Origin of the sequence: Arenibacter nanhaiticus (genome assembly GCF_900141935.1) — a bacterium.
GTDB lineage: Bacteria > Bacteroidota > Bacteroidia > Flavobacteriales > Flavobacteriaceae > Arenibacter > Arenibacter nanhaiticus.
Map to the genome: position 1 here is coordinate 1 of NZ_FQYX01000044.1, position 21291 is coordinate 21291.

A 21291-nucleotide genomic window follows, 5' to 3' on the forward strand; every position below is an offset into this window, starting at 1 on the left:
GATTAACGGATATTGAAGTAAAAAAAGAAATGTTCAGTGTAATGTTGAAAATAGAAGGCACTATAGAGAGGCTTTTAAACAGGCCTTAATCATCCCTACATCCCCCTCAATCCCCATTCTAAGGGGGAATCCGCGATATTCAACCTATTAGTTCATAGAATAGATCCTCTTTTTATCACTAGCAGTTCACACGCAAAACCTCATAACTCATTGTTAATTGGTTATTGTGAAATTGATAATTGAAATGCCCCCTCGAGGAAAATGCAAATCGTTGCATTTCCTTCTCGGCCCTCTATTTTCTTTTCTCTTTTCCCATTGTTTATTGTTTACTGCTAATTGTAAATTGTAAAGCGTTAGCTATTGCAGCGGCATCCTTTTTTGGGCGGCATTGGCCGGCAAAAAAAGATATAGCGGAAAGAGCGACCCGATAGGGGAACGCCCAAAATAATCACGGTAGAATTCGGGGAGGTGTTAGCGCTACCACCTTATTGCCCTATAACAAAAGGACTCCGTACCTGGGTAACTGAATTAATTATCTACTGGCAGTTGCCTTGGCGGCTTCTAATCTGTGTGGTTCTAGCCAACCAAAGAGGATGGTTTCTATCTTTTCATACAATTCGTCCTTGGGCATATCTATAAGGAGTATTTCTACGTTTGAAAGGTTGTATTGTAGCCACCAAACCTCGCTTTTGTCGGTACATAGAATAAGGTGTATGTCCCTGTTTAGGAATGGCAATAGCTGATATAGGCCTTTTTTATCGTAGATAAAGAGTACGGCTGCTTGTATGTCGGTATTCATTAAAACATCATGGACTTCCGAAAATCGTTTCAGCATCAGGACATTCCAGTCTACCTTGCTAATAGTCTCAAAGTATTTTTTGCTGTAGGCGGCATGGCCTACCATGGAATCGAAAATAAGAACGTTGTTGCCGCTTCCGTTGTTATGGGTTGTAGTGGGGTCTACTTCCTTCATAGTAATGATAGGTTATTGTTTAGATAGGTTGATTTATAGGGTGTTTTCAAAATTGCAAATATAAGATTGATGCTTTCATAAAAAAAATATACAATTCTATAAAATATAAGATTTTTATGACAGTATCTGTAGGGGTATTGTTTTGTTGTTTCTAAGTGATTAAAAATTAGTTGTTTAGTAGGTTTTGAGGGCTGTCCAAACAAATATGTTTTTTTTGAAAGGCCTATGGATATTAGTGTGTTACACCTTCTGCCTTTACCATGCCCCTATAAATCCGTAAGCATAAACCTAATCACTGCCTGGTAGTTGCCTGCTTGTACCAAAGAAAAATTATCTTTTTGTTCCAAGGTATAGGTGAGTCGGACCCCATTGGCACCATCCCCGGTATACACGCTTTTGATATCTTTTACCAAGCTTACTTGCACTCCCGCCTCGGTACTGCTACCTAATGCTACGCCACCAGCCACTACTGTTCCTTGGGACGATTCGTTTCCGCCTCCTGCTACAACCTTAGGGGCTTCGGCCGTAATCCGTAAATCGAGTCCCGCCGGGAAGGTGCTTTCTGGTTCTAGCTGCACGGTGATTTCTCGAGAAGGCTTGTGGCCATAGGCTTCGTCGCCTACCACGCTGGTATAGTTAAGCCATAAATCGCCATAACTGACATTGGACAGCTTGTATTGTCCGGCTTCCGAATTGTTGTCGTTGCTTACATTTAGGTTCACCACATCGACATTGCCAGCTGTTTGTCCGTTATAGATATCGAGCAGGGCGATTTCCGGAATGGATATATTGATATTATGGGAAGCCGAGGAACGATCGTCCTGGGCGTTTAGAAAAGGCAGGTAACAAACTAAAAAAAATATAAAGACTGACTTTTTCATGTTGTGATCTTTGGGGGCTCTAAAAACTTTGTGCCCTATAATGGGCAGTGAGGTCCTTGGAGCGGCGGGGTAAAAGTATATAAAAATGTAACAACATCGTTTAAAGGTGTTAATTATTCGATGAAATACGTGTTTTAGGTGAAAATTTCAACTTTTCAATGGGATTGGTTGATGATTTAATGTAGCAATTGGTTAATGTAACAATGCAAAAATTTGAAAATGAGAGAATTTGAAAATTTGAAAATTGGGATTGTGGTAGTTGAGGGGCTGATGGGTTTTTAATGTAACAATGGGGTTGTTTAATTTGAGAATTTGAAGATTAGGGAATTTGAAAATTGGGGATTGTGGTAACTGAGGGGCTGATGGGTTATTTAATGAAACAATTAATTAATGTACCAATTATTTAATGTACTAATGATACATTAAACCGCGTAGGGACGTCAAATTAAAAATGGATGATACAAGCTCCGAAAGAGCGACATATTGATAAGGATTCCTTTCAGAACAACCATAGCCCTAGCGGGCGACATATTAATAGAAGGCGTAACAATTACCCCTAGTCTGAGCCCCAGCCGGGCGACCTATTAATGGGATCGGGATGAATAGGGGGGGGTATCGGAGTTGACCTTATTAACGGATTCGTTCGTAGAGACGCCCAATTTGGGCGTCTCTACCGTGGATATCAGTCGGATCTTTTAGCATTTCTTCCATCAATCCCATCATCGGTTTTATTAATAATAATGACCAAATGTAGGTGGTTTTTTTCATGATGGTGGTAATGTAAAACACGGTTTCACAACATCATAACTAATTGAATGCGAATTGTCTTCCGATTTATTTTTTCCTATCACTTGGACAGAATCCCCTTGCAGCGTCGTCACTCCGAGGAGTCCTTTTTTAGGACGACGAAGGAGTCTCATTACCATGGTTCTTTATCCTTTTTTAAGGACGGTTCTTGATAGCCTCAGCATTCTCCAACGCGCCATCTGGCCCCTCGCTGTAAATGCAAGTCGTTGCATTTCCTTCTCGGTCCTGTTCATTTTTTCCATTGATGAAATGCGGAGCATTCATGAATTCCTTTAAAAAACAATAGACAAGCCATGAATAAAAAACGAACCAGGGCCGAGAACCGAAGGTACAGTGTACCTTTGGTTAGAGGAGCCAGCTGTAGCGATGGCCAATTCGCCACCTGGCCTTTTTCTCCAAATGGAAGTCGTTGCATTTCCATCTCGGTCCTGTTCATTTTTTCCATTGATGAAATGCGGAGCATTCATGAATTCCTTTAAAAAACAATAGACAAGCCATGAATAAAAAACGAACCAGGGCCGAGAGACAAAGGTACGGTGTACCTTTGGATGGAGGAGCCAGGTGTAGCGATGGCCTAACTTGCTAAATGATTCATTCAGAATATTTTTTTTGTTAGCACCTAAATTTTAGGAACTCGCTGTAGAAATACAGTTAAAATTAAAATACCTATAGCTCAGACAGCCTAAAATTGCCAACGCGGCAGGCTGGCCTCTTCACTAAAATAGTCCACAGGACTATTTCTTAACGTTTGATCCTCACTCAAATTTTACGATAAATTTTCGGTAGGCCAAAAAAATAAAACTTAATAATTAGTATATAAGGAATTATTATTAATGAGGCTTGTTGTTGGTTAAGAGACTTTTAATCTCTCATTAAGCCTGCTATAAACCCTACGCACCTCGAGTAATTTTCTGGAGTGCAACGAGGAAAATTGTATCGAGAGCCAGCTGCGACATGTCTCTTAAAGGAATTAGGGTTAAATTTTTTCTACTCCGGTCTAATTAGGAAGGGTTAGGAAATAAGGGGATGTCGGTATTATACAATTAGGTAATCGGTTCCTTGAAAACTATAGTGTTTCAGTTAACTTTTTGCTAAAGGATTAGGGTTTATGAACTAGGTGGGATTGTAGACAGATGGAGCTTTCTCCTTTTGGTAATACCTTTTAATTTATTACTACTGTAATAAAGGTTATTCCTATCTAAATCCCCCTTTCGAAGGGGGAGTAAGGGGGATGTAGGAATCATACAATTAGGTAGTCGGTTCCTTGAAAACTATAGTATTTCAATTAACTCTTCTCAAATGGATTATGATATGTAGCGGTTTGTGATCTGGGAGGGAATGTTTACACATAGGGCTTTTTTCTCGTCACTCCGAGGAGTTCTTTTTTCAGAATGACAAAGTAGTCTCATCAACATGGTTCTTTCGTCATTTTAAAGGGCTATTCTTCATTCCGTTATAATTCTTCTTTCTTTTAAAAGATTATTTTGGTACTAAGGAGATTAAAGAGTCACTGAACATAACCGTTTCTATTTTCGGCAACTTCATCTTATAAATTCTAAGCTGCTTACTCTTACCGGTACGAGCGTGACGCTCGCACTAGCGGTGAATTCCTTTTTTGATTAATTAATTGTTACATTGAAGCAGTGCCGTATGTTCCCAGTAGCTGGTTTTAAAATCAACGGCATCCACGTTCCGCAAAGTCTCCCGACTTAGAGGTGCATTTTATCTACAATTACAATACTGCCAAAACTGGCCCTTGAAAGGAGGAATCATACTGTAAATTGGTAGAGCCTTCTTGTTATTGTGGTCTGCCTATATCAGGGACGTATTTAAAACACATAACTTCATAACAAGATAACTCGGTAACTTCTACTGAAGACTTAAGTGTCTTGTTTTTCAGTGTTTTAAAATGTTTTTAACCAGCCGGTTCTCGATACTATTTTCCTTGCTTTGCCACGGAAAATCACTCGAAATGACGTGGTTTTTTACATTAGTAATTGTAGCAAAATACATTCGTATATCGGAGCTAATTGGTCAAATAGATTCTCAATATTAATGATAATTATTTTACTGAGAACTGGTTACTGCTCACTTTTTTTTCTGTTCACATTATTGCCTCTTAGACTGAATTGTTTCTTGAAAATGACAGCAGCTAAGGCCAACGCGCCAGCTGGCCCCTTACTCTTTAGGAACGGGGAAAAGAAAAGCACCATGCGCCTAATTAGTTTATTACGAATGTATTTTCCTTAAATTATAACTTCATAATGACAACAGGTTCATGCTGTAACTTTTACTGAAGTTTTCTGAGTATTAAGTATCTTGCTTTTAATGTTTTTAGTCAGCCGGTTCTCGATACAATTTTCCTCGCTTTGCTACGGAAAATCACTCGAAATGACGTGGTTTTTTACATTAGTAATTGTAGCAAAATACATTCGTATATCGGAGCTAATTGGTCAAATAGATTCTCAATATTAATGATAATTATTTTACTGAGAACTGATTACTGCTCACTGGCGACTGAATACTGACCTACCGCTTACTGGCTACTGGCTACCACGGTGAAATGAATGTCTATAGAAGAAAGGCCTTCAGGGGAGTGGGTGCTGGGGAGTATCCTATACTGTATGGGGATATCGGTGCGGCAGCCTTTAAATTCCATTACCTTAATGGCCCGCGAGGGGTCGTCTGGGATGGTAATATACTGTCCGCCTTGTTCTGGACTTAAATTTCGGGGGCCCATTGCTTGTGCCGGCTGATTGTCATAGGGGATTGATTTTGGAAATCGGTTGCCGCTATTGGTATAGGTTTTTGCCTGTATCACCGTTTTTTCAAAATCATGGCTATAGCTTCGGTGCATATACACGGAATAGCGGTATATATTTTCTGCGCATTGCTCGGAGGCAGACTGGCTGCCTGCGGCATTGATGGTAAAACTGATTTCGGTGGCGTCCATTTCGGTTTCGAAACCCAGCGTTTTATCATCAATACCGGCCTCCTGGATGACATCATGGACGGATTGTATAAAATTGGGCATGCCGCTCACATCTAAGGTGCCTGGTAGCAACTGGCCGTAGCTATTGCATGCCAACAATAATAGAGAAGCGAATACGAGCTTAGTGCTTATTTTTTTTGCCATTTTTGTCGGTAATAATTTCATAGATAATCCTAAAATCTTGTGGTAGGGACTTTCCCTTTTTGTTGTGAAGGGTATATTCTAATTGATAGCCGTTATTGACGCCATCACCGGTATACCCATTGCCAAAATCCCATACGATGGTCTGGCTTTTTTCATCGATCTTAAACTTATTGCGCCTAGGGTTTTTGGGGAAATCCCCGGTATCGGAGGTATTGATGATTTCTACATCGATCTTGATGTGTTTGGGCACGGGTTGATTGGTGCGTACGATGATGCTAGCATTGGAATTGTTAATGGCGCGATAGGTAAAATTCAGCCATAGTCTATTATTGGTAGCTTCCTCGAACACACTATTAAAGCTTACTGGGAGTCCGGCTTCCATTCCGCCTTCTGGAATCCCAAAATTAACGGTATTGTCCATATCGGGTTCCACATCTATCAAGGCAATGGGCTGGAGGGAAATTTGAGCGGTGGTATACTTTTTATCGCCCCCATTGGTATAATTATTAGGGTTATAGGTGTCTAGGGTTTCCTGGCCGTACCCTAGGACACTCCAAAGACCCAAAAGCCAAAGCTGTAAGGAACTGTAATTTCTCATTGCCTTTTTAAATTAAATTTTTTGTTTTGAAACTTAACTTTTCGTTCTTTCAAATTTAAATCGATCTTGGCATCTAGGGTTTCGCCCTCTGCCAAGGTGACTTGTATGCTCCTATTGGACGAAAACTCATTGTCCCGTTCTTTTAGGCGTAATAAAGACACCGTATAAGTTCCCGGGGTCAAACGGTGAAACTCAAAATTTCCGTTCTTATCGGTTTCCGTATACAGGGTCTGTTGGTCGTTTTCTAGTTTTACATACCCATTTAATACAAAATCACTGGCTGTACCCTCTGAAGGAGGAAGATACAAAAGTCCACGAATACTGGCCGACTGTATCAGCTGAATGTTTAAATGGATCTTTTTGCTTTTCTCTATAAAGACCTCATGAGGGTTTTTGGAAAGGGTGATCACATTTTGTGGCAGGGTAGACTGGTCGACTACTATAAAATTCTTTCCCAAGGGCAAATTGTTGATTTCAAAATGCCCGTTCTTATCGGTCAACAAGCTTTTTCCCGTGGCTATGATTTTGATGCCTCTAGTACTAATAGCGGGGGTAGAGGCGGTGATCGTACCTGTTATACCACCTTGCTGCAGCACTCTTTTTAAGGGGGCGCCAAGGGTCAGGCTATATTTTGCATAGGCCAGAATTTCGGCATTCCCTACAATCCCCGGATTCTCGAAATAATTTGTCAGGATTTCGATCTGGTGGTTTTTATGCAAATGAGCCATAAGACTGAGGTTGATATAGTCTCTTTTTAAATAGGTCTCTTCCGGAGAGAAGCCGGAGTTGAAATTGGCCGAAAAATTCACTCTTCTACCTATCTTACCATTGACTCCTAGGCTATAACGATAGTAATTATTAGTGGTGTTGTCGTAGCCGTAGCGGTTACTGTAATTATGGCTTAATTTTCCCCTGAGACCAAAATGATGAAACATTCTAAGGCCAAGCCCTACATTATGGTTGTAGGTGGTTCTATAATCGGTATCCTCACTAAGGAGGTTTTGGGTGCGCCCTAGGGTACCCCCAACATTGGCATTGAACGTTTGATGGGTATAGGTATACCCATAATTAAGCCCGTGCTCGCGATAGTGGTAGTTTTTTGGCTCTAAGCGGTCTTCTTTGAGACGGCTAGAAACCCCTAAGTTTATTTGGTGACGCTTATTGCGCCTATAGCGAACATCCGCAAAATAATTTTCGTAATAAGGCTCCGAGGCATAATATAAGGGGTCGAGCTTTTGGTTTACTTGAGAGAGGCCATGGCCAATCCTAAAAATCCAATTTTGGGAATCATAACTCAAGGAGTTGTAGTATCGGGTACTATTGTTCATGGTACCAAAATAGTGCATACCGGTACGGGTAATATTCCCTGTGTAGGAAAAACGGCCTATGCGTTGTCCTACATTAAAATAATTGGCGACATCCATAAACCTATTGGTGGTACTGACGGAAGATTCCAGCGCAATATTGGTATTGTTTTTATCGTACTCCATATCAAAGGTCAGTACAAATCCTTTTTCCCTTACGCTCGTCTTATCCGGGGAGCTAAGGTCTATTTCCGATCTAATGGTCCTTTGGAGGGCAATACCACTAGTGGTGAATTCATTCCAAAAAAACGAGGTTTTGATTCCGCTAAGGGCATCGGTATCAAAACTGTTAAGCCTGGGCTTGGTGTAAAAGGCCGAGAGCGACCATTTTTCCCATTGCTGATCGAAGACAAAACCCATTCCGTATTTTCCGTTGAGCCCTAGCCTATTAAAACTATGGCTATGGTCGCCCAAAAATACCTTGGTGTCTTGTTTGTACTTATAAGTAAGCCCGTAGTAGTCCGTGTTCCCAAAACGTCTTATTTTTTCCTGTCTGGGGCCCCTAAAGGTAAAATCGAGATGGTGATTTTTGGCCAGGTCCAAATACCCGCTGCCCGAAATTTCCAAGGACATGGTAGAATAATGTTCTTCTTTATTGGTATAACTATTGTAAAAGATGGCTGTTTTAATGGGAAACCTAAAAAAGGGATCTTCTTTTGTTATTTTCAGTGGAAATACCTCTACATTTTTAACCGCACTATAGGTGTTGTTAGACTGCACCCCATACACTTCTAATTTGGTGTAAACGGTTCGGATGGCGTTGATTTTCTTGTCAGTATTTTGGTGCAGGGGTATGATTACGGTCGTATCTGGTACCAATACCATTCGTAGAGGGCCTTTAATCTCATTTTTGGAGGTCAACAAAATTTCCTGATCAATATTCCCTATGTTTTTGACGGCATAGGTCATTTTTATAGTTTCTCCTGCTTCGACACTTTCCGGAAACCCTACATTAAAGACCTCGAGGTCGTAATTAGGGGCAACTTCTAGGGGAATCTTCACCGATTTCAAGGGATTGCCACTATTGTTTTTTAAGGTCAAATTGGCGATGGCTTCCCCAGCAGGGGCATTGGAGGGGATGAAAAAGCTGATGAACACCAGTTTTTTTTCATTTTTCTTGATGGTATTAATGTTGTTGATGGAAACCAATTGCCAACGATCTGGGAGTGCCATACTTAAGGTAGGGGTCACTAGTTCGTTGCCGCGATTGTTTATTTCTACCAAAAGGGTATGCCTTTTACTAGTGGTATATTCTGGTTGTTTATTGACAAGTCTAAAAACGATCTCACTGTCGACGGCACTATTGTTTTCAGTTTTTGGCGCCTGCTCCATAGAAACCCCCATGCTAGGCTCAGGGGAAAGGGAGGGGATAGGAGCGGAAATTTCTAAGGGGATCTTCATCGATTCCAAGGGAACGCCAATATTGTTTTTAAGGGTGAAGATGGCTATGGCTTCCCCGGCCGAGGCATTGGAAGGGATGAAAAAACTAAAGGAAACCCGCTTTTTTTCATTTTTCTTGATGACTTTAATGTTATCGATCGATAGCAGCTGCCAATCTTTTGGCAGTTGTAAGTCGAGTTGTGGAATCAAAAGCGCTTCCCCGAAATTGTTTATTTCTACCAATAGGGTATGTCTTTTATTGGGGATATAGGTAGACTTCTTGTCTATAATCTTAAAAAGGAGCTCCCTGCCATCGGAACTATTGCCTTCAGGCCTTAGGACCTGCTCTTTGGGGGCTACCGTAGTGGTGATAGGGGATAGGGTGTCTTTGTTTTTGAAGGCCTTCTCTGTGGGGGCAATTACCAGGGGAATTTTTATCGATTCTAGGGGGACGCCAATATTGCTTTTTAAGGTCAAGTTGACGATATCCTCCTTAGCAGGGACATTGGAAGGGATGAAAAAGCTAAAGGATACTCGCTTTTTTTCGTTTTTCTTGATGACTTTAATGTTATCGATGGAAATAAGCTGCCAATCTTCTGGCAGTTGTAAGTGGAGTTGTGGAATCAAAAGCGCTTCCCCTAAATTGTTTATTTCTACCAATAGGGTATGCCTTTTATTAGGGATATAGGTGGACTTCTTGTTTATTATCTTAAAAAGGAGCTCCCTGCCGTCGGAACTATTGCCTTCAGTTCTTAGAACCTGCTCCTTGGGAGCTTCCGAAGTGGTAATTTCTAAGGGGATCTCCATCGATTCTAGGGGAACGCCAATATTGTTTTTAAGGGTGAAGTTGGCTATGGCTTCCCCGGCCGAGGCATCGGAAGGGATGAAAAAACTAAAGGAAACCCGCTTTTTTTCATTTTTCTTGATGACTTTAATGTTATCGAGGGAAATCAGCTGCCAATCTTCTGGCAGTTGTAAGTTGAGTTGTGGAATCAAAAGCGCTTCCCCGAAATTGTTTATTTCTACCAATAGGGTATGCCTTTTATTAGGGATATAGGTGGGTTGTTTGTTGATTACCCTAAAAACGATGGTACTGTCTTTAGGGGTGTTGTTTTCAATTTTAGGTACCCTCTCCTTAAAAACCACGGTAGTGGGGGAGAGGGTACTATTGCCATTATGGCCCCCTTTCATTGATGATGGTACCCAAAAGACCTTTCCATGAGTATCCCCGTTACTTTTATAAAGGCCATAAGGAGCCGCCTGCACAAACGATGCCATGCAGCCTAAAAGGAGTGGGAAAAGAAAGGAAATAATGGATTTCACAAGAATAAGGGGCTAATAAAGACACGGTAATCGATACAAACTACAGTTGTAAACTAATATTGGTACCAATGTATTCCTCCCGGGCATCGGCTATGAGCACACATTCATAATCCCCTTCTGGTACCATGGAAATATCGAGCTTGAAACTGGCACACACCCCTGGGAAAATTTTCTTTCTGGTCGATTTTCCTTCATAAACCTTCACTCCGTTTTGGTCGTATACTTCTAGGGATAAGAGCACTTCTTCTATAAACAAACTATGGTTCTGTAGTGTTATATCGAGGTTGGCATTGGTGTCTGCTGTTTTTGCACCCAATTGCAAGTCGTTAAATTCTAGGTTGACGGCATCAAAATCATTTACGTGGGTCAATAGTCCGACCGCATATCTCATTTTCGTATTTAGGCCTATGTTTTCTGTCAAGGCCTCTTCTTTGATCGGTTTTTCGGCATTCACCATTAAAACCGTCCAATAAGAACCTCTTAATTCCTGGTCGTGGGGGATAGAAATGGTAAAACGGTAAACAAACTTTTCCTTGGGATTTAGCACTACATCCATCAATTCGGCTTTGAACCAATCATTGGACGATCTATTGTGTGTTTCTTCATTGGTAAAAACCCTAGGGGCATCGCAATAAAAAATAGCATCGTTCAACTCAAAAGTAACCCGTTCTTCTTCGGAGGAACTATTGATAAGGATGACTTCGCCAGAAATTACTTGGCCAGATCGGCCGTTATAAGTATGGGTTAACCCATTTAGTACGGTGATATTAGAAAATACTAGGTTACTAAGGAAGATGCAGATGAAAAAGCTAAAATATCTTATTTTCATGCGGAGGAATTTATGCTGTTTTTGATAATTGAATAAGGTAAAAAATAGTTGGGCACTGGTGGTATGCTTTTATAGGGTTGCTATAAGACATACGGATTAAAAGAGCCTCTTAAATATGGAGGATTCGACGGTTTTAAAGCGAAAGAACACTCTTTCCCGGGTAAAGCTTGGTGGTTTTGAGTACTTTTTAACAGTTGAGTAGATGTTGTTGTCTTCATTTGGATATACCTTAATTTTTATGGTGCTTTCTTAAAATAAAGTGGCGGTGTATAGCAGCACAGCAGGTAACCGTAAGGGGTGTCCGCAATACGGTGACCTATGGTATGAAACTATAGTCCCGACCAATATAAAGAAAAGCCTTTTTAAAATAGGCAACGAAGGTACTAATTTTTTACACGGAGACCGGCTTATGAAGAGATTATCAGAAACAAAAAATCCCAATGCTTGGATCGGGATTTTTATGCTGTGTCGTTAAGATATTATAGTTCGGATAAGGTATATTTTAAGGTCGCAGTATAATTTCCGGCCTTTACTAAAGAGAAGTTATCCGTCTGATTTAAAGTATAGGTCAATTGAAATCCTTTTGCACCATCACCAGTGTAGACACTTTTTATTCCTTCGATCAATGTAATATTCTTACCGATTTTAGTAGTAGCTCCTAAAGCAACTCCTCCAGAGACAAACTCTCCACGAGAATCTGCATCACCTCCGTTAGGTACAAAAGAACTTTGAGAAGAAGTGATCACTAAATCCAGTCCTTCTGGAAATTCACTGTTTTTTTCCATTTGTACACTGATATTTCTCGAATCTTTGCTCGATCCGCCTTTCCCTTTTCCTTTTCCTTTCCCTTTTCCATTCCCATTGTTGCTGTTGTTGCCTTTTCCTTCGGCGATAAGACTGGTGTAGTTAAGCCATAATCCAGTGTAGGTGGCCCCAGACATATCATAAAGTCCAGCCTCGGTAATACTACTGTTATCCAATTCGAATGTAATCGTTCCCGCTTCAGAACCTTCATTTTCATCATAAATATCCAACAAGGCAACTTCAGAAATATTAATCTCCATGGCATGCCCTGCTTCGTTGGTATCCTGTGCGTGAAGAGCAGTTAAAGATGTAATGGCAAAAAGAGCAGTAAGTAATTTAAGTGATTTCATAATTGAATTGTAAATATTGTTTTGTTAAATTTTTTTCCTTTGCTTGGGATAAAGGTAGAAGGGATATGGAAGTAGTTAAAATATTTTTAACTACTTCCTGTTTTGTTGATATAATATATTGAAAATCAATGGCATAAAATTCTCTTAACCATATGTTTATGTTTCGATAAACGGTATAAGCACACATAAACGTAGAAAATGTACCGTTTAACGATAAAAACCATTGAAAATCGCGTTAATACCTTAAAAGTTTTATTTAGATAAAGTTACACTAAGGGTAAGAGGTGCTTAAAAGTACTTTTGTAGGGGAAATACTAACTTTTATAGAGTTTTATTGGTGGCCGTAGGTACTTTTATCGAAAATGGTTTTGTGGCCAAGTTTTTTTGGTTTTTCAGTTTCCTTTTTTTTCTCTATTATTTTATTCAAATTTCCCTGTTAATTTCATAAATAGTTACCGAGTTATCTTGTTATGGAGTTATGAAGTAACAGTGTTATAAATAAAAACAACCAGCAGGGAAAGCAGTAAACGGTAAACAATTTTCTAGCTTATCTTGTTAGGGAGTTATCTAAAATCAATAATCAATTAGCATAAAAAAAGTAAGCGGAGAACACAGCGCAAGAGGCAACCGAATAGGATGTTGGGAGTACGGTGGCTTTTTCTACGACACAATAGATCTGATGAGTGTAAAGAAAAGCCTTTGATTAATAGACAACGAAGCTGCCTAAATTTTAAACCCTAGGGGAATGGCTTTAGAAGAAATGATATAAAACAAAAATTCCCAACGCTTGGGTTGGGAATTTTTATGATATGTTGTAAGGATATTATAGTTCGGATAAGGTATATTTTAAAGTCGCAGTATAATTTCCGGCCTTTACTAAAGAGAAGTTATCCGTCTGATTTAGGGTGTAAGTCAATTGAAATCCTTTTGCACCATCACCAGTGTAGACACTTTTTATTCCTTGGATTAATGCTACATTATCACCAATTTGAGTCGTAGCTCCTAAAGCAACTCCTCCAGAGACAAACTCCCCTCGAGAATCTTCACTACCTCCGTTAGATACAAAAGAACTTTGTGAAGAAGTGATTACTAAATCCAATCCTTCAGGAAATTCACTATCTTCTTCCATCTGTACGCTGATATTTCGCGAGTCATCATTATCTGCATCTTCGTTCAGAAGACTGGTGTAGTTAAGCCATAACCCAGTGTAGGTAGCCCCAGACATATCATAAAGTCCAGCCTCGGTAATACTACTGTTATCCAATTCGAATGTAATCGTTCCCGCTTCAGAACCTTCATTTTCATCATAAATATCCAACAAGGCAACTTCAGAAATATTAATCTCCATGGCATGTCCTGCTTCATTGGTATCCTGTGCGTTAAGAGCAGTTAAAGATGTAATCGCAAAAAAAGCAGTAAGTAGTTTAAGTGATTTCATAATGGGGGTTATAAGTTTTTGTTAATTTCTTTCATTTGGTTGGGACAAATATAGAAGGGATTAAGAGCTTGTTAAAATATTTTATTGAGATTGCCGTATGTTTTTTATTAACATAATGAAAAACAATAAGTTAAAGTTTTATTAACCATAAATAAAGGTTTCGTTAAACGGTAAATATGCGTAATAACAGAAAAATCATACCGTTTAACGAAAAAATACAATAAAAATCGGGCTTAAATCTAGAATGTCATAATTTAATGGAATTACAGTGTCCTTACAAATTGCTTTAACACCCTTTTGTATGGGAAATTGCAGGTTTTATGCCGTTCTACGGGCAGTGTTAGCTCCTTTTATCGAAAAATGGTTTTATTTTGAAGACCATTTTTGCGTTTTGACATCTTTTATCTTCTCTGTTTTTTTTCAATTGTCTTAGAATTCACCTTGTTATTGGTCGAGTTTGGGTGCTCCTCCCTTGGTCGGTAATGCTTGCTTTTTAGGGTAACAATTGTTTAATGAACCAATGTAACAATTGGGGATTAAATAATTTGAGAATTTGTAGGTGTGGGAATTTGAAAATTGGCTTTTTGATACCTTGAGGATTTTGGGATTCAATTCCCAACAATCATAGCCCCAGCGGGGCGACATATTAATAGGAACGTAAAATATTTAAAAAATGGCAAACACCTATACCCAAATTTATTTTCATATCGTTCTTTTTGTCAAAGGAAGAGCCAATGTTATATCCGAGGTTTGGAAAGCTGAATTATACCAATATATTACAGGAATAGCTTTTTAATGTACCAATTAAATAATGTACCAATGTAACAATTGGGTTTTGGGTAATTTGAAGTTTTTGGAATTCAATTTGCGACAATCAAAACCCCAGAGGGGCAACATATTGGTAGCAGGGCGATATATCATTATCGGGGAGACATATTAATGGTATCGGGATGAATAGGGGAATTATCGGAGTTGACTTTATTAACGGATTCGTTCGTAGCGACCCCCAAATTGGGCGTCGCTACCGTGGATATCTGTCGGATCTTTTGGCATTTTTGGCATCAATTTCATCATCGGTTTTATGAATGATACTGACAGCCTGTAGGTGATTTTGGGATGGCCACCATTTTACCATATTCCACCACAGGAAAATGTTATGGTATTAAAAAACGATAGTGTTCTGAACTTCCCTGATTAGTGTTGAGCGTTTATTGATCCTTGTATGCGCGTTAGGGATTGCAGCGGCATCCTTTTTTAGGGGCATAGGCCCTAAAAAAGATATAGCGGAAAGCCCGGCCCGATAGGGAAACGCCCTTCATAAAAAATTAATGCTTGTTCAGAGAAATTTGGCCGTGGGATTATATTATTATATGTGTTGTTGTATTTATAACTTTTTGTACGATAATTGAAACAATCTTTCTTTAAATAGCTGTCCAGTGGAGGGGAACAAATCTTATAGGTGATTTTTGGATAAAATAGAATAGATTGCAGATTGATTTTATAAGAAAACCGATTTTTAGGAGCCCTTTAGTTTTTTATATAAGCTTTTAAAGTAGCGCAGTTGAAGTATGACCGTTAAAAAACAATAAATAGCCACATATGACCTTAAAGAATTTTACCTTTTTACTAGCTGTACTACCTATCTTTTTAGGGTGTAAAACGAATGTTGTGAGCCCGCCGAAAAAACCTAATGTGGTTTTTATTCTGGTCGATGACCTTGGGCTTATGGATCTTGGGTTTACTGGCAGCACCTATTACGAGACGCCTAATATTGATCGTTTGGCCAAAGAGGGCATGGTTTTTACCCAGGGTTATGCGGCCAGTCGCGTTTGTAGTCCGTCCAGGGCCAGTATCATGACCGGGAAATTTACGGCCAGACATGGGATTACGGATTGGATAGGGGCTCCGTCGGGCACTGATTGGCACAAGCTGAACAGACACGATAAATTGCTACCTGCCGCCTATAAGCACAGCTTGGCCAAAGAGGAGGTGACCCTTGCCGAGGCCATGAAAAATGCTGGCTATAAAACTTTTTATGCCGGGAAATGGCATTTGGGCGGGGAAGGGAATTTGCCCGCTGACCATAGTTTCGATATCAACAAGGGCGGCTTTCACTCCGGGAGTCCGCTAGGAGGCTTTTTTGCGCCTTTTAACAACCCTGCTTTGGAGGACAAGGAGAATGGTGAAAACCTGTCGATGCGTTTGGCAAAGGAAACCGTGAATTTTATAAGGGACCATAAGGAGGAGAATTTCTTTGCTTTTCTTTCCTTCTATGCGGTGCATGCCCCCATACAAACAACGCAGCAGAAATGGGAAAAATATAGGGAAAAGGCGGTTGCGCAAGGGTTGGCCAACACTGGATATGTTATGGAACGGGTATTGCCCATTCGCCAGGAGCAAGACAACCCTATTTATGCCGGCTTGGTAGAAAGTATGGACGATGCCGTAGGGGAGCTGCTGAATTCCTTAAAAGAACTGGGATTGGATAAGAATACGATCGTTGTTTTTACTTCCGACAACGGGGGAGTGGCCTCTGGAGATAATTTTTCTACGGCCAACCTACCGCTTAGAGGTGGGAAGGGCTACCAATGGGAAGGGGGCATACGGGAGCCTTATGTCATAAAAGTCCCATGGTTGGCACAGGAAGGGGCGATACTGGATACTCCGGTAAGCGGAACCGATTTTTATCCTACTATCCTAGACTTGGCCAATATAAAGCTGCTGCCCGAACAGCATATAGATGGGGTGAGCTTAAAACCTTTAATGGAAGGGAAACGCATTGCCGATAGGCCCTTGTTTTGGCATTATCCGCATTATGGGAATCAAGGGGGGAATCCATCGTCTATTATCCAGGAAAATGGATGGAAGCTTATTCACTACTGGGAAGATGGTAAGGAAGAGCTGTACCATTTGCCATCGGACATAGGGGAACAGCATAATCTTGTAGAGGAAGAAGCGGCACTGGCGGCCCAATTAAGTGAAAAACTACTGAGCTGGCTAGCGGCCGTAAATGCCAATAAGGCGGAAACAGATCCGGAATACAACGAAACCTTGGCGCAAGAACGCTTTAAGCGGACCGTAGAAAAAACTTTGCCTTATTTAGAAAAGGAACGGCAAGAAATATTGTCGCCAGATTTTATGCCCAATGCCGATTGGTGGGGGAGCAAGGTGACGGAGGATTAATTCTTGCAATGAACATTTAGCAAAAAGTTATCAAGTTATCAGGAAATATAGTAAGTAATGGATTGACTGGCCCCTGTATTTAACCGGTGCGGGCCTTGTTTATGTGTTTAATAAACGTTTAAATATCAGTTTAATAAACGTTTATTTATAGGGTGGTCATCATGAAGTATAGTGAATAATGGATTGACTAGCCCCCTGGATTTATCCGGGGGATCAGGAGATATAGTGAGTAATGGATTGACTGGCCCCTGGATTTATCCGGTGCAGGCCTTGTTTATGTGTTTAATAAACGTTTAAATATCAGCTTAATAAGCGTTTATTTATAGGGAGGTAATGAGGAACTATAGTAAGAAATCTGTCTTGTATAAAGAAAAAATATAGGAGAAAAACAGAAATTTAAATAGTTTGTCTGAGAAAACCACCTACGTCCCCTAGAGTGATTTTTCGCAGCACAGCGAGGAAAAAAGTATCGAGCACCGGCTGGCTGGTTAGCCCCGTGGATTTATCCAGGACTCTTGTTTGTGTGTTTAATAAATGTTTAAGGATTATGTGTTTATTTTTTTATGATTTTAGAACTATCCGTAAATCCAACTATTTTAATATTCGGATTGCCATATACAAAGATGGTGCTTTTTCCTGCGGCGGTTATTTCAATGTTTTTTGAAGCATTAATGTAAATATCGGTTCTGTTTTTACTATCTAAGGAAGCATAACGGGTTTTCATTTTCTTCGCATCTAAATTTGAAGACCCCTCTATAGTATAGGTAGCATTATCTGCATCCCCGTTTAGTTTCAAACCTGCAGATTTCTCCAAGGTAACGGCTAATTTTTTACAGTTTAATTTTGCCTTTAGGTCAGTTCTATTTTTCATGTTTATCAATACATCATGTGAGCTAAAACTAAGTTTTCCTCCTGTATTATCGGACATATTGATTTCTGTATTGTGTTTTACCTCTAGTTTTAAATCGACCTTACTGGAGTTCCTCAGGCTGATATGTAAATTTTCCAAGGCTATTTTTTTTGAATTCTTAACAAAGGCATTATCCTTGACAATTAGAAAATTCAAATTTTTTACGCTAAGGTAAATTTCCAGTTTTTTACTGTTGACGATTTTACTTTTTGTAAAAATCTTTAGGACATCACCCTCAACACGAACGTCGACTTCTGCAACCAAATTCTGATCAGTCGTTAAAATGTATGAATTTCGGGAGCCATGTTGCAGGATGACCGTAATATTATCTGCAACTTCAATTTTTTCAAATTGATCTTTGATTTCTTCAGAAATGCTAATCACTTCTTTATCTCCCTTGATTTTATCCCTTTTTTGAGCAAGAATATCATTAGGAAACCCTATTAAAACCATCAAGAATAGTATAATTACTTTCATAACATACGATTTAAGTAAATCGAAGAGGCTACTTAAATATACGATAGAAATAGCTAGAAAAGGGTGAGAAACCAATAAATATAAGGTGCTATAGTACTGATATAGAGGTGATTTAGATTTGGAGGGATTAGTTGATAAAAGAAGGTGTTTTCTTTTTAAGGACAGTTCTTGATAGCTTAAATCTTCTCCAACGCGCCAGCTGGCCCCTTGGCGTAAATGCAAGTCGTTGCATTTCCTTCTCGGTGCTTTTCATTTTAGCTCATGTGGTTTTTATTGTCGTAAAGCGGTATTCGTGAACCGTCCATGACGGTTTAGTTCAAGTGGTTTTTATAGGTTTTCGTGAATCTCCTTCGTCGATTTGAGAAGCCAGCTGTAGCGATGGCCTTGGCTGCTGCCATTTTGCAAGTAACAATTCAGTTCCGTGAGCCCTTACCCGTGGGGTTAAGATACCTTGTAATATTGCTTCACTGCGCAATGACAGAAAAAAGTAAATGGTAGCCAATAAGCAGAATCAGAAAAAAATATAGCAACCCCATTTTTCCTCGCCCCTACATAGGAACTCTGTCGAAATAACTGATAGTATCAGTACGCAGGACTAAACGTCGCCAATAAGGCTACAAAATGGGAGCTATAAATATCCCAGCAATTAAAAAAAACCAATTGTTACTTTGTTTAATTGGTGCATTTTCACATTGATTCATTGCTATATTAACCAGCTAAAAGCTCCTCCGTTACCACAATCACCATTAATACATTGTTACATTAAAAAATTAACCAACCTCAGATTCTTCTTACTCATCATCCTTTCAATAGATTGAGCTGATTTTTTCGGATCCCTCTTCTATAAATATCCTTCAATAAGACTTCTTTTCCTAGGGAGTCCCTTACGATTAAATCGTAGCGAATTTGTACGGGAGTACCCAAGGGGGCATAATAATAAATAAACCAGGCATCGGCCTCCTTGGTGCCGATACAGCCGTTAGAATAGGCTTTGCCTAAGGATTTTGGGTTAGTGGTAGGGTGAATTAATTGTCCGTTCCGTATACCGTTGATTTCCGTTTCTATCCAAGGGATCCTTGGCATAAGGGTCCGCTTTTGATCATCGCGGCGGGTGGTATAAAATCGTTTGCCATTAACCGGATTGTAAAATCTGGGATTCGTTTCGACCCGGACGATAGTTCCTTTTCCGGTTCTGGTCCTTATATTTAAGGTGTCCCCTGCCATGGCCAAATACCGCCTTCTATTCTGCCCCACCCGCACGGGAAAACTATAAAGCAGGACACTGTCCTGATATATGCGGAGTTTAAATTCGGGGATGTTGATATCGATCAATATATGGTCCAAGGATTTTTGTAAGCTAGCTGCTTGTAAGGAATCGGGTACCAATAGGGAATCTCCTGGGCGTAGCACTATTAATTTTTTCTGATCGTATACAAAAGAATCCCGCGCCATAAGTCGATAGTAATCGGTATTGGCCAAGGTATCGATGATCCAAGGATTGGCGTGTACCAATATATGTTCGGACAAGGGGTAGGGGACTAGGGAATCGTATTGGGCAACCACCCCAGACAAATAGTCAAAATAGTCATTGATACTAATATTTCGGGGAATTGTGGTCCATAGGGAAAGAGGTGGCTTTACCTCAGGGAGGGGAACTACCTCTAAAGGAAGGGGCTTTTTTTCTACGACAACACTTGTGGTTTCTTGGGGAAGAGTTGTTTTTACTTTACAAGAAACGAATGTGTTTAGACATAGGCATATAATAACCATTGTTTTTAGATGCTTCATTTCTGTCCATTTTAAAGTTGACTCTAGCCAAAGGGTGGGAGGTCTAGGCGGTATCAAACACCTTATAAAGGTAGTAGAGTCCCATCTGAAAAGAAATGATTATCGTCAGTCTGGGACATTGCTTTAATCAATGATGTTTCTTGCCTACCACCTTTCTTATAACTGCCGCTTAAAAAAGAAAAGGAGCCATGAATATTGCAAAAAGTAGAGGTCTCCCTGTATGATGGGCTAGAAATCTATGGCTACATAGGCCCCCAAACCTTCAAAACCCTTTAGTCCCGCTACCGAAGAGGTAATAATCACACTACCGCCATCGCTCATTGCTGGCGGTATATATTACAGCCCAACCAAACACTTTTTAGGTTTACGGCAATGACCTTATCGAACATTTCTTCGGGGTATTCGGCCATAGGCCTTACCAGGCCCTCAATTCCGGCATTGCAAAAAAAGAGGTCGACTGTGCCAAAAGTATTCAGGTTTTTTTTGCAGGTATTGTTGAACGTCCGTCGCTTTGCTTACATCGGCAACACAAAAAGATACTCGGGTAGATTGTAGGGATGCGGCAGTTGCTTGTAGTGCCTTCCCATCTATATCGACCAACATCAATTGGGCGCCTTCCCGTAAAAATAGTTCGGCAGCAGCCTTGCCGATACCTGCGGCAGCACCGGAGATAATAACAACCTTGTCTTGTAGCATGGTGATCTCGTAAATCTTTTATTAACCCGGATAATTCATGGGTATATAGTAAAATTGGGTGTAAAGTGTTATATTTAAAGAGCTTACAGACATCTTTACCAACACTAAAATCACCCAATTTTGAGTACTAAAAATACAGTTTTCTACCGAGGTAAAAAATCAATTTCCGTAGATTTTTCTGCAGAAGAAATAAGTTCTGATGGTTCTCTGGTTTTACTGGAGAAAATAGAGCGGGAACACAAGTTAATCAGGTATTTCAGTAAATTTATTCCAGATAGTCGCAATCCCATCTTAGTCACCCATACGATAGAGAAACTTTTAAAGCAACGCGTATTTATGCTGATGCAGGGATAT

At 39.9% G+C, this 21291-nt stretch carries 16 protein-coding genes and 1 pseudogene; 3 read left to right on the forward strand and 14 right to left on the reverse strand.

Annotated elements, in window-relative coordinates:
* Window positions 1–532: 532 nt before the first annotated feature.
* From BUA16_RS16855 to BUA16_RS16900, 9 genes are all read right to left on the reverse strand, one after another.
* A complete protein-coding gene (locus BUA16_RS16855) occupies window positions 533–973 on the reverse strand; it encodes a hypothetical protein (protein WP_072765901.1) in 441 nt (146 codons plus the stop codon).
* Window positions 974–1239: 266 nt separating this feature from the next.
* Complete coding sequence (locus BUA16_RS16860) at window positions 1240–1854, reverse strand: hypothetical protein (protein WP_072765902.1); 615 nt, start codon at window positions 1852–1854, stop codon at window positions 1240–1242.
* A 1079-nt stretch (window positions 1855–2933) separates the two neighbouring features.
* Window positions 2934–3128 carry a hypothetical protein gene (locus BUA16_RS16865; RefSeq protein WP_072765903.1) on the reverse strand — a complete coding sequence of 65 codons (195 nt, stop codon included), beginning with the start codon at window positions 3126–3128 and terminating at the stop codon, window positions 2934–2936.
* A 2069-nt stretch (window positions 3129–5197) separates the two neighbouring features.
* On the reverse strand, window positions 5198–5797 hold the full coding sequence (locus BUA16_RS16870; RefSeq protein ID WP_072765904.1) for a hypothetical protein: 600 nt from the start codon (window positions 5795–5797) through the stop codon (window positions 5198–5200).
* Window positions 5775–6395 carry a hypothetical protein gene (locus tag BUA16_RS16875; protein ID WP_072765905.1) on the reverse strand — a complete coding sequence of 207 codons (621 nt, stop codon included), beginning with the start codon at window positions 6393–6395 and terminating at the stop codon, window positions 5775–5777. The genes BUA16_RS16870 and BUA16_RS16875 overlap by 23 nt, the downstream gene beginning before the upstream one ends.
* Window positions 6392–10417: a hypothetical protein gene (locus BUA16_RS16880; protein WP_072765906.1), complete on the reverse strand. Its 4026-nt coding sequence runs from the start codon at window positions 10415–10417 to the stop codon at window positions 6392–6394. Before BUA16_RS16880 ends, BUA16_RS16875 begins: the two co-directional genes overlap by 4 nt.
* An 85-nt stretch (window positions 10418–10502) precedes the next feature.
* Window positions 10503–11291, reverse strand: coding sequence for a hypothetical protein (locus BUA16_RS16885; RefSeq protein WP_072765907.1), 789 nt, complete (start codon window positions 11289–11291; stop codon window positions 10503–10505).
* 479 nt (window positions 11292–11770) lie between these two features.
* Window positions 11771–12445 carry a hypothetical protein gene (locus BUA16_RS16890; RefSeq protein WP_072765908.1) on the reverse strand — a complete coding sequence of 225 codons (675 nt, stop codon included), beginning with the start codon at window positions 12443–12445 and terminating at the stop codon, window positions 11771–11773.
* An 823-nt stretch (window positions 12446–13268) separates the two neighbouring features.
* Window positions 13269–13883 (reverse strand): hypothetical protein, encoded by a 615-nt coding sequence (locus BUA16_RS16900; protein ID WP_072765910.1) that lies wholly within the window; start codon window positions 13881–13883, stop codon window positions 13269–13271.
* Between the two features lie 673 nt (window positions 13884–14556).
* On the opposite strand from BUA16_RS16900, the pseudogene BUA16_RS16905 reads away from it, so the two are divergent.
* Both BUA16_RS16905 and BUA16_RS16910 read left to right on the forward strand, forming a co-directional pair.
* A pseudogene (locus BUA16_RS16905) lies at window positions 14557–14670 on the forward strand (IS200/IS605 family transposase); the annotation flags it as partial.
* Between the two features lie 812 nt (window positions 14671–15482).
* The gene (locus tag BUA16_RS16910) at window positions 15483–17066 is read left to right on the forward strand and encodes a sulfatase (protein ID WP_072765911.1); all 1584 of its coding nucleotides are present in this window, start codon (window positions 15483–15485) and stop codon (window positions 17064–17066) included.
* A gap of 553 nt (window positions 17067–17619) precedes the next feature.
* Here the strand turns inward: BUA16_RS16910 and BUA16_RS16915 are convergent.
* The 5 genes from BUA16_RS16915 to BUA16_RS19030 all read right to left on the reverse strand — a co-directional run bounded on the left by BUA16_RS16915 (window position 17620) and on the right by BUA16_RS19030 (window position 20937).
* The gene (locus BUA16_RS16915; protein WP_072765912.1) at window positions 17620–18453 is read right to left on the reverse strand and encodes a GIN domain-containing protein; all 834 of its coding nucleotides are present in this window, start codon (window positions 18451–18453) and stop codon (window positions 17620–17622) included.
* 798 nt (window positions 18454–19251) lie between these two features.
* The gene (locus BUA16_RS16920; RefSeq protein ID WP_072765913.1) at window positions 19252–20241 is read right to left on the reverse strand and encodes a L,D-transpeptidase; all 990 of its coding nucleotides are present in this window, start codon (window positions 20239–20241) and stop codon (window positions 19252–19254) included.
* A gap of 228 nt (window positions 20242–20469) precedes the next feature.
* Entirely contained in the window at window positions 20470–20562 is a 93-nt protein-coding gene (locus BUA16_RS19020) for an SDR family oxidoreductase (RefSeq protein WP_245795594.1), read from the reverse strand.
* Window positions 20559–20717 carry an SDR family NAD(P)-dependent oxidoreductase gene (locus tag BUA16_RS19025; RefSeq protein WP_245795595.1) on the reverse strand — a complete coding sequence of 53 codons (159 nt, stop codon included), beginning with the start codon at window positions 20715–20717 and terminating at the stop codon, window positions 20559–20561. Before BUA16_RS19025 ends, BUA16_RS19020 begins: the two co-directional genes overlap by 4 nt.
* Window positions 20668–20937: an SDR family NAD(P)-dependent oxidoreductase gene (locus BUA16_RS19030; protein WP_072765914.1), complete on the reverse strand. Its 270-nt coding sequence runs from the start codon at window positions 20935–20937 to the stop codon at window positions 20668–20670. The genes BUA16_RS19025 and BUA16_RS19030 overlap by 50 nt, the downstream gene beginning before the upstream one ends.
* A gap of 120 nt (window positions 20938–21057) precedes the next feature.
* Between BUA16_RS19030 and BUA16_RS16935 the strand changes: the two genes are divergently transcribed.
* Window positions 21058–21291, forward strand: a 234-nt coding sequence (locus tag BUA16_RS16935; RefSeq protein WP_178338914.1) for a transposase, incomplete at its 3' end; no start/stop codon positions are given.

Excerpts from the sequence above, each read along its gene's own strand:
- BUA16_RS16915 (WP_072765912.1), bottom strand. The coding sequence starts at position 18,453 with ATGAAAGTAATTATACTATTCTTGATGGTTTTAATAGGGTTTCCTAAT.
- BUA16_RS16855 (WP_072765901.1), bottom strand. The coding sequence starts at position 973 with ATGAAGGAAGTAGACCCCACTACAACCCATAACAACGGAAGCGGCAAC.
- BUA16_RS16870 (WP_072765904.1), bottom strand. The coding sequence starts at position 5,797 with ATGGCAAAAAAAATAAGCACTAAGCTCGTATTCGCTTCTCTATTATTG.
- BUA16_RS16900 (WP_072765910.1), bottom strand. The coding sequence starts at position 13,883 with ATGAAATCACTTAAACTACTTACTGCTTTTTTTGCGATTACATCTTTA.
- BUA16_RS16875 (WP_072765905.1), bottom strand. The coding sequence starts at position 6,395 with ATGAGAAATTACAGTTCCTTACAGCTTTGGCTTTTGGGTCTTTGGAGT.
- BUA16_RS16880 (WP_072765906.1), bottom strand. The coding sequence starts at position 10,417 with ATGGCATCGTTTGTGCAGGCGGCTCCTTATGGCCTTTATAAAAGTAAC.
- BUA16_RS16890 (WP_072765908.1), bottom strand. The coding sequence starts at position 12,445 with ATGAAATCACTTAAATTACTTACTGCTCTTTTTGCCATTACATCTTTA.
- BUA16_RS16865 (WP_072765903.1), bottom strand. The coding sequence starts at position 3,128 with ATGAATGCTCCGCATTTCATCAATGGAAAAAATGAACAGGACCGAGAT.
- BUA16_RS16885 (WP_072765907.1), bottom strand. The coding sequence starts at position 11,291 with ATGAAAATAAGATATTTTAGCTTTTTCATCTGCATCTTCCTTAGTAAC.
- BUA16_RS16910 (WP_072765911.1), top strand. The coding sequence starts at position 15,483 with ATGACCTTAAAGAATTTTACCTTTTTACTAGCTGTACTACCTATCTTT.
- BUA16_RS19020 (WP_245795594.1), bottom strand. The coding sequence starts at position 20,562 with ATGAGCGATGGCGGTAGTGTGATTATTACCTCTTCGGTAGCGGGACTA.
- BUA16_RS16860 (WP_072765902.1), bottom strand. The coding sequence starts at position 1,854 with ATGAAAAAGTCAGTCTTTATATTTTTTTTAGTTTGTTACCTGCCTTTT.
- BUA16_RS16920 (WP_072765913.1), bottom strand. The coding sequence starts at position 20,241 with ATGAAGCATCTAAAAACAATGGTTATTATATGCCTATGTCTAAACACA.
- BUA16_RS19030 (WP_072765914.1), bottom strand. The coding sequence starts at position 20,937 with ATGCTACAAGACAAGGTTGTTATTATCTCCGGTGCTGCCGCAGGTATC.